We start from the raw sequence: 13550 nt of genomic DNA, 5'->3' as shown, positions 1-13550 counted from the left end.
CGATGTTCAAACGCTTTGGTTCTCCTGCCGCATTTGCTTTGCCGTCCGGTGTCCTGACCCTCATCGTCCTGATGGTCGTGCCGATCCCGGCGTTCATGCTCGATGTGTTTTTCGTGCTGAACATCGCGCTTTCGGTGGCCATTCTGATGGCGGCGATGAATGCCGAAAAGCCGCTCGATTTCTCCTCGTTCCCGTCTGTTCTGCTGTTCGCTACGTTGTTGCGCCTCGCGCTCAACGTCGCGTCCACGCGCATCGTGCTGGTCAACGGCCACGAAGGGGGCGCGGCGGCAGGCCATGTGATCGAGGCGTTCGGCGAGTTTCTGATTGGCGGCAATTTTGCCGTCGGCCTGTTCGTGTTCATGATCCTGATGATCATCAACATGATCGTGGTCACCAAGGGTGCGGGCCGTGTTTCGGAAGTGTCCGCCCGCTTCACCCTTGATGCCTTGCCCGGCAAGCAGATGGCCATCGACGCCGATCTTGCCGCCGGGATCATGACCGCAGACGAGGCCAAGGCACGCCGCCGCGAAGTGGCGACCGAGGCCGATTTCTACGGTTCGATGGATGGTTCGTCCAAGTTCGTCAAAGGCGATGCGATTGCCGCGCTGCTGATCCTTGGCGTGAACATCATCGCCGGCTTCTGCCTTGGCATGATCACCCACGGCCTCAGTGCTGCTGAAGCCGCGCAATTCTATATCACGCTGGCGGTGGGCGATGCGCTGGTGGCGCAAGTTCCGTCGCTGTTGCTGTCAATTGCCGCTGCCGTGATCGTCACCCGTGTTTCCGATAGCCGCGATCTGGCCGGGCAGATTGGCGGACAATTCGCCAATCCTGCCATCTGGTTGCCGGTCACGGTCGTCATGACGGCGGTCGGGCTGATCCCCGCCATGCCGCAAACCATTTTCCTGCCCGCTGCCGGAATCTCCGGCTGGCTGTGGTGGACGCTGAAAAAGCGCGCTGACCGGCCTGTGCCGGTGGTGATTCCAGAACCGCCGGTTATCGATCCGGGCCGGATCACGCTGGACGAGGTCAGCGATCATACCCTTGTCACCATCGAGATGGGCTATGGCCTGATCCATCTGGTTGATGAACGGCGCGGGTCGCCTCTGGTCGCGCGGATTACGGGCGTTCGCAAGCAGCTCAGCCAGACCTTCGGCTTTATCGTGCCGCAGTTTCGTGTGCGGGATTCCCTGGAGCTTGGCCCCAATGCTTACCGCATTCTGCTGGGCGGTGTGCCGATTGGCGTGGCCGAAATGCGTCCCGAAAAAGTGCTGGCGATCGATGCGGGCGAGGCCAATGCCGATCACGGGTTGCGCGGTGAAAAGACCCGCGATCCCAGCTTTGGCTGTCCTGCCATCTGGATCGATCCGGCACAGCGCGATCTGGCAATTGCCGAAGGCTTCCTGACGGTTGATGCCAGCACGGTCATCGCCACGCATCTCAATCAGGTGCTGGGTGACCGGCCATCGGCACTGCTTGGGCCTGATGAGGTCAAGGCGATCCTTGAAGGCGTCAAGGAGCGCGCGGCAGGGCTGGTCGAGACGATCCATCCCGCGCCGATGTCGCTTGGCGCGCTTACCCGCCTGTTCCACGCGCTGCTCGAAGATGGGCTGTCCATCGGCCACCCGATCCCGATCCTGTCGGCGCTCAGCCAGGCGTTGCAGCAAACAACAGACCACGACCGGCTGGTTGACCTGCTGCGCGCATCACTGGGCGAAATGGTGATCGGACGGATTTGCGCGCCCGATGAACGACTGCCGGTGGTCACGCTTGAAGCGGGCCTTGAACAGATGATCGTATCGGGCATGCACGATCCTGCCACGGGCCAGCCGGTGATCGAACCCGATCTGGCGCGCGGTATTGGCGAGCGGATCTCTGCCATCATTTCCGACCGTGGCCCTGGCGCCGCGCCGATTGCGCTGATCGTCCAGCCGCGCGCGCGCCGTCCGCTGGCCGCGCTGCTGCGCCTGCGCGCGCCGCAATGCCTTGTCCTGTCCATATCCGAACTTCCGCCTTCGCAGCCGATCGAGGTCATCTCGGTCATCGGCGGCGAAGCGCCCCAACAAGAGAGCGCAGCGATGCCGATCCCTGAGGGAATTGCCGCATGAAACACGATCCACGCGGATTTGCCGCCGCACAGGCCTATAAAAAGGATGAAGTGTCTGATCGCATCAGGCGGTTCCTGCCGATGGTCAAACGGCTGGCATGGCACGTCCACGGCTCTGGCCGCGCCGGGATAGAGCTGGAAGACCTGATTCAGGCAGGGCTGGTTGCTCTGACCGAATGTTCGCAAAAGCATTCCGGCCCCACCGAGGACGGCTTTGCCGCTTATGCCAAACTGCGTGTGCGCGGGGCCATGGTTGATCTGGTGCGCCGATCAACCCCGCTGTCGCGCTCTGCCACCGAACGCAGGCGGGCCTTGCGCGAAAAGACAGCTGCACTGTCCACCGAACTTGGCCATCCGCCAAGCGAGGCCGAACTGGCGGCATCAATGGGAATGACTGAAAACCAGCTGGCCGATCAGCGCGCGGCGGATGAACCCTTGCGGTTCGAGCATATCGACGATGCCTATACCGACAGCAATTCAGCCTTTGCCGATGACCGCCCCGATAGCTTTGAAATGCTGGCCGATCAGGAAATGCGCGGTGCCGTGGCCTCGGCCATCGGCGATCTGCCCGAACGCTTGCAGATGATCATCCAGCTCTATTTCGTCGAGGAATTGAACCTTGCCGAAATCGCCGAAGTCCTCACCGTCAGCATCCCGCGCGTACACCAGTTGAAGGCGCAAGCGCTGGACAAGCTGAAAGAGGCGTTAGGCGAAGGGTACGAGGTTCTTTAGAACCCCACATGTATCGTCATTGCTTCGCTGCGCTCGCAATGACGAATGGTTTGCGCCGTTGCCGAGACCGAGCGCATTACGCCTTAAAGCGCGTGTTCACCGGCGAGGATCGGATCGCCGACCGACATTTTCTTGCCGTCAGTGATGATCACTTTGTCGCCCAGAGAGGCGACCTTGAAAAGTTTGGCGGCGAAATCATCGGGCACGCCGACGCAGCCGTTGGTGGCATAGCCCAGTTGCACTTTGCTGCCGTGAATCGCCACGCCATCGTTGGTCAGCCGCATCATGTGCGGCATGGGCGCATCATAGATGTTCGAGATGTGATCGGCGTCTTTTTCCGTGATCGGGAACACGCCAGTAGGCGTCGGCTTGTCACCATAGCCTTTGAGGATGGCTGCTGCGCCGATTTCGTGGCCATCGCGGAATACGCTGATCACACGGGCGGTAAGATCGACCGTCACCACCAGCGGGCCGGTGGCAGGCGCGCGGGTTTCATCCCAATAGAACTTGCCGAACTTGATCGGCTCGTTGATCGGCAGGATGGATTTGACGACAAACGGGCTGTCAGCAGGCGGAGCAACCGCTGCGGCTGTGGGCGTTGCAGCCTGTGCAGGGTTGGCGGGATTTGGCGCAGCGACAATTTCAAACGGCGCATCAGCCGTAACCGCAGATGCTTCTGCGGTGCTTTTGCCAAACGCCATTTCGGCAATATCGTGGCCTGCATAAAACGCCAGCAGCGACGCAAGAGACGTTGCGGCAAAACCCAGCGGCAGGCGTACCCAGCGGTTGCTCCACAGGCTTGGTTGCGTCGTCATCTTGGCATCACTCCTTTCGTTGTATCCTGATAGGGGTTCGCCCCCGGCCTTGCGAGTCTGCAAAAAGCGCCGTCCCGTGCCGGGACGCGGGCGCGCGCATCCGTTTCAAAACGTGGTTTATATCCATTAACCATGACGGTCAGGCGCGCTTGGGCAGGGCAAGATTGCGCCACAGACCTTCCAGCGGACCTTGGGCAAAGCGCGCCAGCCACCATTGCGGCCATACCAGCATCGCTGCCCAGCCCAGCAGGACAAAGCCGGGCAAGTACCCGCGCGAAACCTCTGGCCCCAAACCCAATCCCCACCCGCAAAAGATCGCGCCCATCAACACACTGGTGCCAAGGTAGTTGGTAAATGCACAACGCCCTGCCGCCACCAGCGCGCGGCCAAGCCCGCTATCCTTGACCCATGGAAACACCAGCACCAATGCCGCGGCATAGCCTGCTGCCATCAGCAAATGCGGCACGGCCATGCCATGTTCAATCGCGGCAAACATCGCGCGCGGCGGCCAGTCATGTGCCGCCAGCCATTGCAGCGCCAGCACCGAAAGCACGCCGCCTGATGCGATCCCGCCCACCGCCAGCCAAGCCAGCCTGCGCCGCGACCATGTGGTGAAAAAGCCGCCGCGTAGCGCTGCCATGCCGATGATCATGAGCGGCATGGTTTCAGTGAAGGTGGAAAACGCCACATTAAAAGGATGCAACGCTGAATGCGACAGTTTCAGCCCGATTGCCCGGATGAAGCCTGCTTGCAAAATGGCGATATCTTCGCTGACGGATTGGCCGATGCGTGTCATCATGCCCGCTTGTTCGGCAACATCCTGGGGCGATGCGATACCGGCCAGCACGGCTTGTTCAGCGAAAATACCCGGCAACGCGACAAACGCTGACATGGTCTGCGTCACAACATAGAACGGCAGCGCAATCGTCAACTGCTGAACCGGGGGAAGCCGTCGCAGCGCCAGTGCGCCCATCCCGCACAGCGCATATGTGAACAGGATATCGCCCCACCACACCAGGGCAAAGTGCAGATAACCGAATACCGCCAGCCACATCAGGCGGCGCAATTGTGCCCTATCAGGATTGGCACCTGAACGTTCAGCCGCTTCGGCAAACAGCACCATGCTGGCCCCGAACAGCAGGCTGAACAGGGCGCGCATCTTGCCTTCGAACACGACGAAGGCCACACCGAACCATGCTTCTCCGCCCGGATCCATCCGGGGAATGGCGGGTGAAAACGTGGCGAGCGACGGTCCCCAAAAGCCCGTTATGTTGATCGCAAGTATGCCCAGCACGGCAACGCCACGCAGGAAATCAATCGCTTCTATGCGGAAATGGGAAGTCTGTGTTGCCAAGCCGTCAGGGTTGTACCGGCAAACACGTAAATCCGCCAGACTTGAGCGCGCCGCAAGCCTTGTTGGCATCACCTTGCGAGGCATAGCCGCCGGCCAGCAACCGGGTGACGCTGCCTGTCGGCAAATCGATCCGACTGTGACCTGCGATTTCAGGGCGATTGCGCACTTTTGCCCACAGCCCGTCAGCGTTGCTTTTTACGCCAAATGCGCCGAGCTGGATGCGCCAGTTGCCCTTGGCCGCAGATACTGGCGCGGCGGGCTTTGGCGCCGGTTTAGAGGCTGGTTTGGCAATCGCAACTGCAGTGGGCTTTGCCGGTACCGGCGTGGGCATGGCAATGCGCCTTGGCGGCGCCATGACCACAGGATTGGCAAAGTCGGCACCGGCAGTAACCGGACCGGATGCAGCGCTTGCCACGGGCGTGGTTGATGGCGGCAGCTCAGCGCTTTCAATGGCGCTTGCTGCTTGTGCTGTGCGCATTGGCGCGGTGGGTGTGGCATTGACGCCAAGGTCAGCTGCGGCAAATTGCTGGGCCTGCGCCGCCTTTGCGCGTTGTTCCAGTTCGCCCGCCAGCGAAATGCCAAGCTGGCGTTGTTCCAGCGGAATGGCACTATCCATTGTGGCAAGGCCGCGCGTTGCCTGTTCCAGCCCTGCGGCAGAGGCACGGCTCATCAAAGCGTAAGCCCGTATCCAGTCCTTGCCGACAATATCGCCGTTAAAGTGTGCAATGCCCATGATGTATTGCGCGCGCGGATCACCGCGTTCAGCCGATGCCTGAAGGAATGGCACGGCATCTGTTTTGCGGCCATCCTGAAACAGCAACAGCCCCAGCGTATCAGCGGCTTTGATGTGGCCGTTTGTCGCAGCTTTGCGATACCAGGCTTCGGCACGTTTGATATCTTGCGGGACGCCCCGGCCGAGCTTGTGTGCCTGGCCCAGGTTGAATTGCGCATCAGGATCGCCGCTGGCGGCAGGGCCCATCCATTCTTTCACGGCCAGCGCATGGTCCCCGCGCGACCAGGCATCGACGCCCGTCTTCACATCGGCCAGTGCAGGTGCGGCGGCCAGCATCAGGCCCGATGCCATAAGAGTCACCTTCAAACCTGCTGCGAATGTCGTGCGTGCCATGATTTGAAAGTCCGTCCCTGATTGCGTGCGCTGATCGCGTGTCCCGATAGCGGGTATCGAATGCGGTCGATTACCAGTTCTTACAAGCCCGGTTTATAGTCAACGAGGCGTTAGCAAAGTATTAGCGCCAAAACCTTAACCTTCAAGACGGCGCGCAAGTACAAAGCGCATGGCGCAATAGGGCTGCGTATCAAGACGCAGGCCGTGCGTTGCGATTGTGCCAACATCTTAACTAAAATTTTAGCTCGATCTGCGAATCCTTACGCACGAATTTGCGATTTGAGCAGGGGTTTAGGTTTTGCGGGTACTAGCATTGGCATCGCAAAAGGGCGGATCGGGCAAGACCACCTTGTCCGGGCACCTCGCCGTCCAGGCCCAACGGGCCGGCGCAGGACCCGTGGTTCTAATCGATATCGATCCGCAGGGCTCACTGTCAGATTGGTGGAACGAGCGCGAAGCCGAATTCCCCGCCTTTGCCCAGACTACCGTGGCACGCCTCGCCAGCGATTTGGCGATTCTGCGCCAACAGGGCTTCAAGCTGGCAGTCATCGATACGCCGCCTGCAATTACCATGGCCATTCAATCGGTTATTGCGGTGGCGGAATTGATTGTCGTGCCAACGCGGCCCAGCCCGCACGATTTGCGTGCAGTAGGGGCCACGGTCGATTTGTGCGATCGCGCAGGCAAGCCGCTGATTTTCGTGGTCAACGCAGCCACGCCCAAAGCGCGCATCACGTCAGAAGCTGCCGTCGCCTTGTCGCAACACGGCACGGTCGCGCCGGTCACTTTGCACCAGCGCACCGATTTTGCCGCGTCGATGATTGACGGACGCACGGTCATGGAATGTGATCCGGGCAGTAAATCCGCCGCTGAAGTGGCCGCGCTGTGGACATATGTGTCCGAGCGTCTGGAAAAGAATTTCCGTCGCACCGTATTTGCTGTGCCGCAGCAGGCCTCGTCAATGCAAATGGCAGGCAACGGGCAGCGTCCGACCGGGGGCTTCGGCCGCCGGATCGCCGGTTCGTGAAGGGAGGCGGTTTGATGAGCGCAGCCAAACCTCTCGCTTCATTGTCGTCAGGGCTGCTGGCGCGCAAAGGTGCTGCGCGCCCCGCCATGCGCCCGCAACTGGCGCTCAGCGCTGATGAACAGCGCCGCGTTTTGATCAGCATGGGGGCAGATGTGCCCGCCGTTGAACCAGATGATCTGGGCTGGAATGATATGGGTGAAGATGCGCCGCCTGTCGCAGATGTGCAGCCTGTTGCAAGCCAGCCTGTTGCCGCGCCGGTCATCGTCCAGCAAATCGAAGCTTTGGCTGCTGCGGTTGTCGATATGCCAGCAGTGGTTCCGACACGCCGGACCAAAGCGGGCAAGGAAGTGCGTACCGCACTGGCCGAAGGTCGCAAGGCTGCGTTTACGTTGCGGATCGACCAATATCGCCATTTGCGCCTCCGTCTGGCCTGCACATTGCAATCGCGCAGTGCCCAGTCGGTCTTGATCGAGGCGCTCGACCGATTTCTCGCAGATCAACCCGGGATCGATGACATCGCCCGGCGCGCTACGCGCAACTGATTGCCTGAAGGAAACCCGAAAATGAGCAAGCGTTTCGTCCCCTTCATCCCAAGCCGCCACGTGCGGTTGATCCTGACCACGGTGCTTGCCGCAGGCGTGCTGGCCGGTTGTGCCACCGGCGCGATCAAGCCCGGCAAATTCGTGGCTTCAGCCGAAGGGGCGATGGCCAAGGGCAATACCAAGGTGGCAATCGAGAATGCCGAAAAGGCCGTTCTTGCCGATCCCCGCAACGCAGCGTACCGGGTGCTTCTGGGCAATGCCTATCTGAAAGCGGGCCGTTTTGAATCGGCGCGTCAGGCCTATGATGAAGCGATGGAACTGGGCGAGGACGGCAGCCGTACCGCGCTAAGCCTTGCGCTGTCCGATGTCGCGCTGGGCCGCTATCCCGAAGCCATCGATACGCTCAATTCCTACCGCGATAGCCTTGCGCCTGCTGATTACGGCTTGGCTGTGGCGCTTGCCGGACAGCCGGGACAGGGCGTTGCCGTGTTGTCAGATGCCATTCGCGGCGGTGAAAACACCGTGAAAATCCGCCAGAATCTGGCCTTGGCCTATGCGCTTTCAGGCCAGTGGCGTGAAGCGCGGGCAATGGTTTCACAAGATTTGCCCGCTTCAGAAGTTGGGCCACGTCTGGAAACATGGGCGATGATGGGCCAACGCGAACTGACGCGCGAACGCGTGGCAGAATTGCTTTCCGTGCCATTGCGCGCCGACAGCGGCCAGCCGACCGCACTGGCGCTGGCGAATTTCCCGTCAACGATGCAACTTTCCGCCGAAGCGGCAACCCGCGCCGAACCTTTGGCACAAGCGGTTGTTGAAGAGCTTGCCCCGCTGGATGAGCCTGCAAGTGCTGAACCATCGCTTGCTGATGCATCATCGCAGTCTGCGCAAGGACAGTTGGCGCTGATTGATCTGCCAGCGTCGCAAACAACGACCATGGAATATCCGACGCCGGCCTATACGCCACAGACGCCAAAAGCCCCGGCATACAAGCCAGCCCCGCACAAGGCAGCAGCCTATCCGGCCAAGATCAAGCTGCAACCGGCAAGGCCCGCTGCTCCAGTTGCCAAACCTGTTTCTGCATCCGCCAAGCCAGTTCCAGCCGCTGTCGGCAAAAGCCCGCATGGCGTTCAGCTTGGTGCTTTTGCCACGGCTGAAGGCGCACGTCGCGCCTGGCGCCATTTCGCCGCGCGCAATCCGGCACTGGCCAGCTATCGCAATGTCACGACCAAAGTGACCGTCAATGGCAAGACGCTGTGGCGTGTACGCGCCGCCGGTTTCTCTGGCCTTGCCGCCGCCACATCCCTGTGCGGATCGGTTAAAGCGCGCGGAGGGCCATGCATGGTGCTGCGCGATATTGGTAGCTTGAACCAGCCCGGCCAGCCTGCGGTAAACACGCGCATGGCCAAACGCTGATCAACTTATTTTCAGTTTGAGAGGGAAAGGGCGCGGGCTTCGATAAGGAGCCTGCGCCCGATCTGTTTCAGTCGACCCGGTTTCCGCCCTTGAACAGGGCGGTGACGCGGCCTTCCACCGGGCGGCGATCAAACGGAGTGTTGCCCGCAGCGGCCGCCATCTTGTCGGAACTGACCACCCAGGGACGGACGGGATCTACAATGGCGAAGTCTGCTTCGGTGCCCACCTCCAGTTTGCCCGCTGCCACGCCCAAAAGCTTTGCCGGATTGGTGGCAAGCAATTCAAACGCCCGGGCCATCGTTATCTCACCATCGCGCACCAGCGTCAGCGTGAGCGGCAAGAGTGTTTCTGCACCCGCCATGCCGGGTTCGGCATCGGCAAAGGGCAGACGTTTGTCTTCCGGCCCGCGCGGGTCATGGCCTGATGCGATCACATCGATCGTACCATCGGCAATCGCAGCAATCACGGCCTTGCGATCAGAATCGCGGCGCAAGGGTGGCGACAGGCGGCAGAAGGTACGGAAGCCGACCAGTTCAAGGTCTGACAGGATGAAGTGCGCAGGCGTAACCCCTGCTGTAATGCGCACCCCGCGCGCTTTGGCGGCGCGCACCAGATCGAGCGCGCGCGCGGTTGTCACCTGCCGGAAGTGGACATGCGCGCCCGACAATTCGGCCAGTGCAATGTCGCGCGATACGGCCAGTGCTTCGGCCTCGGCAGGGGCAGAAGGCAGGCCCAGCCGCGTGGCAACCTCTCCAGCGGTGGCCACCGCCTTGCCGGTAATCGCCGCGTCCTCGGCATGGGTGACGACCACCAGCCCCAGCATCGCGCAATAACGGAGCAGACGCAGCATCACGCCCGAATCGGCAATCCAAGCGCGGCCTGTTGCAACGGCCTTCGCGCCTGCATCGCGCATCAGCGCCAGTTCGGCCAATTCAGTGCCTTCAAGCCCGCGCGTTGCGGCGGCCAGCGGGTGAACCCACAAGTCCGGCTTGCCCGATTGCGCGGCGAACCGCACGCGGGCAGGGTGGTCCAGCGGCGGGCCGACGTCTGGCATCAATGCCGCGCGCGTGATCCCGCCAAAGTGGAACGCGGGCTTATCAATCGCAAACACGCCCAGATCGACAAGACCGGGTGCAACCAACGCACCCTTAGCATCGAACACGGTGTCACCGTCTTGCGGCGCAACATCGCCCAGCGCCACGATCCGGCCATTTTCGCTGCGGATTGCGCCTGCCTGCGGCTCGCCCGTGGGAAGGACCAGCTTGCCGCCGATGATGGTAAGGGGCTGTGCGATCATGCTGCTGCTCCCACGGCATCCCAACCGGGCACTTGCCGCGTCCGGCGCGTCAGCACTTCAAGGCAGGCCATGCGGATGGCGACGCCCATTTCCACCTGATTGGTGATCAGGCTGCGGGTGGGGTGATCGGCCACGGTGGAATCGATCTCTACCCCCCGGTTCATCGGGCCGGGGTGCATGATGAAGGCATCGGGTTCTGCCTTGGCCAACCGTTCGGGCGTCAGGCCATACAAATGCCGGTATTCGCGCGGCGAGGGGATGAATTGTCCGCTCATCCTCTCCTGCTGCAAGCGCAGCATCATCACCACGTTTGCGCCCTTAAGGGCGGCATCAAAATCATAAAACGGCGTTACGCCCATGACGTCCACTTCCTCGGGCATCAGCGCGGGCGGGGCGCAAACGCGCACATCGGCACCCAGCGCGGTCAGGCTCAGGATATTGGACCGCGCCACGCGGCTGTGCAGAATGTCGCCGCAGATCGTAACTTTCAGCCCGTTGAGATCACTGCCAATCGGCAGTTTCAGCGCATGGCGCATCGCCAGCGCGTCCAGCAGCGCCTGCGTCGGGTGTTCATGCTGGCCATCGCCTGCGTTCAACACCGGACAATCGACCTTTTCCGCGATCAGCCGCACCGCGCCCGAACTGGCGTGGCGGATGACGATGGCATCAGCGCGCATGGCGTTGATCGTCATCGCCGTATCGATCAGCGTTTCGCCCTTCTTCACGCTGCTTTGGGCGGCGTGCATGTTCACCACATCAGCGCCCAGCCGCTTGCCCGCAATTTCAAACGAAAGCAGCGTGCGCGTCGAGTTTTCGAAGAAGGCGTTGATGATGGTCAACCCGCGCAGAAGATCGGTTTTCTTCTTGCTCTGCCGGTTCAGATCAACCCATTGTTCTGCTTCATCAAGCAGATAGAGGATCTCATGCCGGGCAAGCTGGCCGATGCCGGTCAGGTCGCGGTGCGGAAAGGCAAGACCGCCCGCTGGGTAGCGGCCTGCCGATGGTTGGTTCGGGCTTTGCATTAAACCAAGTTCCCTAGAGGTCAGGTCGTCTGCGCTCAAGCGGTTTCCCGCTGGCATTGTGCACTCGTCCACAATAGAGTTGCCGCCATGAGCTTTGCCCGTTCGGTCTGGAAGATCCTCGTCGCCATCAAAGATGGCCTCGTCCTGTTGTTTCTGCTGCTGTTCTTTGCAGCGATTTATGCTGCGTTATCATCACGCCCAAGCCCCGGCATGGTGCGCGAAGGGGCGCTGTATCTGGCGCTGGATGGCGCAATCGTTGAAGAAGCCGCGCAGCTTTCACCCACATCGCTGTTGCTATCGGGGGATGCGCCCGCGCCCGAATATGTCGAACGCGATCTTGTGCGGGCCATCGAAACGGCGGCTGCGGACAAACGTATCAAAGCCGTCGTGCTTGATCTGGAACAGTTTTCTGGCGGATCGGCGGTGCAAATCGCCAATGTCGGTGCGGCGCTGGATAAAGTGCGCGCTGCCAAAAAGCCGGTTTTGGTCCGCTCGCTGATTTATACCGACGATGCGATTCAACTGGCCGCGCATTCCACGGAGGCGTGGATTGATCCACTGGGCGGCGTAGCGATCAGCGGCCCGGGCGGCACGATACTGTTTTACAAAGGCCTGCTTGATAAGCTGAAGGTCAAGGCCAACGTCTTCAAGGTTGGCACCTATAAAAGCGCGGTTGAACCCTACATTCGCAGCGATGCCTCGCCCGAATCGCGCGATGCGTTGAACGCGGTGCTGCAAGCGGTCTGGCAAAACTGGCAGGACGATGTAAAGCGCGCGCGGCCCAAGGCCGATTACACGCTGGCCATTACCGATCCTGCCAAGTGGGTGTCCGATGCCGGTGGCGATGCTGCGCAAGCGGCGCTGAAATCCGGCATGGTTGACCGCGTTGGGGATCGTATCGCCTTTGGCCAGCGCGTGGCCGAACTGGTCGGCGCTGACAAAGACGGGTCGCTGGGTGCGTTCAAAGCCACGGAACTTGGCGTTTATCTGGCCGATAAGCCTGCGCCCAAAGCGGGCAAGGCTGTGGCCGTCGTCACCGTCGCGGGGGAAATCGTCGATGGCGATGCAGGCCCCGGCACCGCTGGCGGAGACCGGATTGCCGACCTGATCGATGGCGTAACCAAAAGCGATGAATACGCAGCGTTGGTCTTGCGGGTGGATTCGCCCGGCGGGTCGGTGCTGGCATCCGAACGCATTCGCGCGGCGGTGGAGCGGGTCAAGGCCAAAGGCCTGCCGATTGCCGTATCGATGGGCAGTACGGCGGCCAGCGGTGGCTATTGGGTATCAACGCCCGCACAGCGCATCTTTGCCGAACCCTCCACGATCACCGGCTCCATTGGCGTGTTCGCGGTGTTCCCAAGCTTTGAGGAAACCTTGCCCGAATACGGCGTGACTACTGAACAAGTGGCCACCACCCCGCTATCGGGCCAGCCGGATTTGCTGGGCGGTATCACACCGCAAGTGGCCGCCGTGATGCAGAGCCAGGTTGAACAGACTTATGCCCGATTCCTCGGCTTTGTCGCCAAATCGCGCGGCAAGACGACGGCGGATATCGACAAGGTGGGGCAGGGCCGCATCTGGGACGGCGGTACCGCACGGCAACTGGGCCTTGTCGATGAATTTGGCGGCGTGGAAGATGCCGTGGCATGGGCCGCCAAAAAGGCTGGCGCAAAGGAATGGCATGCGGCCTATATCCAAAGCGATGCCAGCCCGTTTGCGCAATTCCTGCAACAGATGGAAACCGGCAAAGCGCGTCACACCGGCGCGCAAGACCTTGCCGGAGTGCTGGCCGCGCGCCAACACGGCCTGATCGCGCGGATCGAGGCAGACGTCACCCGCCTGATCAGCGGCGGCGGAATGCGCGCCTATTGCATTGAATGCATGAGCGATGATCGCACTGCTGCGCAAAGCGGGGCGCGCGAGAAACTTGGGCTGATGCAGATGCTGGCGCGGTGGCTGGCGTAGGCAGGTTTTGCCGGGTTGTGGATAAAACCTGCCTGTCAGGAAGCGACGCCATTGCGGACATTCAACGGCAGGGCGGATTCCGCCTAAGAATGTCGTTCCGGCCAAGACGGGATTGCGAACATGGCACTACGGTATGCCGAAGCTGAT

Annotated in this window: 11 protein-coding genes; 6 read left to right on the top strand and 5 right to left on the bottom strand. The window is 61.4% G+C overall.

Translation table 11 applies throughout. The features are described from left to right. The first annotated feature begins 2 nt into the window (after positions 1-2). Positions 3-2108 (top strand): flagellar biosynthesis protein FlhA, encoded by a 2106-nt coding sequence (locus B7Y89_RS12605; RefSeq protein WP_292938858.1) that lies wholly within the window; start codon positions 3-5, stop codon positions 2106-2108. Further along, positions 2105-2839, top strand: a complete 735-nt coding sequence (locus B7Y89_RS12600) for a sigma-70 family RNA polymerase sigma factor (protein WP_292938857.1) — start codon at positions 2105-2107, stop codon at positions 2837-2839. The genes B7Y89_RS12605 and B7Y89_RS12600 overlap by 4 nt, the downstream gene beginning before the upstream one ends. 83 nt (positions 2840-2922) lie before the next feature. Here the strand turns inward: B7Y89_RS12600 and B7Y89_RS12595 are convergent, their stop codons facing one another. The 3 genes from B7Y89_RS12595 to B7Y89_RS12585 all read right to left on the bottom strand — a co-directional run bounded on the left by B7Y89_RS12595 (position 2923) and on the right by B7Y89_RS12585 (position 6134). Continuing rightward, entirely contained in the window at positions 2923-3654 is a 732-nt protein-coding gene (locus tag B7Y89_RS12595; RefSeq protein WP_292938856.1) for a L,D-transpeptidase family protein, read from the bottom strand. Between the two features lie 139 nt (positions 3655-3793). Beyond that, positions 3794-5008: a DUF418 domain-containing protein gene (locus B7Y89_RS12590; protein ID WP_292938855.1), complete on the bottom strand. Its 1215-nt coding sequence runs from the start codon at positions 5006-5008 to the stop codon at positions 3794-3796. A gap of 4 nt (positions 5009-5012) precedes the next feature. Then, the gene (locus B7Y89_RS12585; protein ID WP_292938854.1) at positions 5013-6134 is read right to left on the bottom strand and encodes an SPOR domain-containing protein; all 1122 of its coding nucleotides are present in this window, start codon (positions 6132-6134) and stop codon (positions 5013-5015) included. A gap of 298 nt (positions 6135-6432) precedes the next feature. Between B7Y89_RS12585 and B7Y89_RS12580 the strand changes: the two genes are divergently transcribed. Genes B7Y89_RS12580 through B7Y89_RS12570 form a run of 3 tightly spaced genes read left to right on the top strand, consistent with a single transcriptional unit; the run spans position 6433 to position 9119 of the window. Then, positions 6433-7161 carry a ParA family protein gene (locus B7Y89_RS12580; RefSeq protein ID WP_292938853.1) on the top strand — a complete coding sequence of 243 codons (729 nt, stop codon included), beginning with the start codon at positions 6433-6435 and terminating at the stop codon, positions 7159-7161. Between the two features lie 14 nt (positions 7162-7175). After that, a complete protein-coding gene (locus tag B7Y89_RS12575; RefSeq protein ID WP_292938852.1) occupies positions 7176-7703 on the top strand; it encodes a hypothetical protein in 528 nt (175 codons plus the stop codon). A 21-nt stretch (positions 7704-7724) separates the two neighbouring features. Beyond that, complete coding sequence (locus B7Y89_RS12570) at positions 7725-9119, top strand: SPOR domain-containing protein (protein ID WP_292938851.1); 1395 nt, start codon at positions 7725-7727, stop codon at positions 9117-9119. Positions 9120-9186: 67 nt separating this feature from the next. Here B7Y89_RS12570 and B7Y89_RS12565 read toward each other — a convergent pair whose 3' ends face one another. After that, entirely contained in the window at positions 9187-10416 is a 1230-nt protein-coding gene (locus B7Y89_RS12565; RefSeq protein WP_292938850.1) for a dihydroorotase, read from the bottom strand. After that, positions 10413-11438 (bottom strand): aspartate carbamoyltransferase catalytic subunit, encoded by a 1026-nt coding sequence (locus B7Y89_RS12560; RefSeq protein ID WP_292938849.1) that lies wholly within the window; start codon positions 11436-11438, stop codon positions 10413-10415. The genes B7Y89_RS12565 and B7Y89_RS12560 overlap by 4 nt, the downstream gene beginning before the upstream one ends. Positions 11439-11525: 87 nt before the next feature. Here B7Y89_RS12560 and sppA point away from each other — a divergent pair, with 87 nt between their 5' ends. Continuing rightward, positions 11526-13403: a signal peptide peptidase SppA gene (sppA, locus tag B7Y89_RS12555; protein ID WP_292938848.1), complete on the top strand. Its 1878-nt coding sequence runs from the start codon at positions 11526-11528 to the stop codon at positions 13401-13403. Positions 13404-13550 lie beyond the last annotated feature (147 nt).

Origin of the sequence: Novosphingobium sp. 32-60-15 (genome assembly GCF_002280675.1) — a bacterium.
Taxonomy (GTDB): Bacteria; Pseudomonadota; Alphaproteobacteria; order Sphingomonadales; family Sphingomonadaceae; genus Novosphingobium.
This window is presented reverse-complemented; position numbering and strand designations above follow the sequence as displayed.

Excerpts from the sequence above, each read along its gene's own strand:
- B7Y89_RS12605 (WP_292938858.1), top strand. The coding sequence starts at position 3 with ATGTTCAAACGCTTTGGTTCTCCTGCCGCATTTGCTTTGCCGTCCGGT.
- B7Y89_RS12600 (WP_292938857.1), top strand. The coding sequence starts at position 2,105 with ATGAAACACGATCCACGCGGATTTGCCGCCGCACAGGCCTATAAAAAG.
- B7Y89_RS12595 (WP_292938856.1), bottom strand. The coding sequence starts at position 3,654 with ATGACGACGCAACCAAGCCTGTGGAGCAACCGCTGGGTACGCCTGCCG.
- B7Y89_RS12585 (WP_292938854.1), bottom strand. The coding sequence starts at position 6,134 with ATGGCACGCACGACATTCGCAGCAGGTTTGAAGGTGACTCTTATGGCA.
- B7Y89_RS12575 (WP_292938852.1), top strand. The coding sequence starts at position 7,176 with ATGAGCGCAGCCAAACCTCTCGCTTCATTGTCGTCAGGGCTGCTGGCG.
- B7Y89_RS12570 (WP_292938851.1), top strand. The coding sequence starts at position 7,725 with ATGAGCAAGCGTTTCGTCCCCTTCATCCCAAGCCGCCACGTGCGGTTG.
- B7Y89_RS12565 (WP_292938850.1), bottom strand. The coding sequence starts at position 10,416 with ATGATCGCACAGCCCCTTACCATCATCGGCGGCAAGCTGGTCCTTCCC.
- B7Y89_RS12560 (WP_292938849.1), bottom strand. The coding sequence starts at position 11,438 with ATGCAAAGCCCGAACCAACCATCGGCAGGCCGCTACCCAGCGGGCGGT.
- sppA (WP_292938848.1), top strand. The coding sequence starts at position 11,526 with ATGAGCTTTGCCCGTTCGGTCTGGAAGATCCTCGTCGCCATCAAAGAT.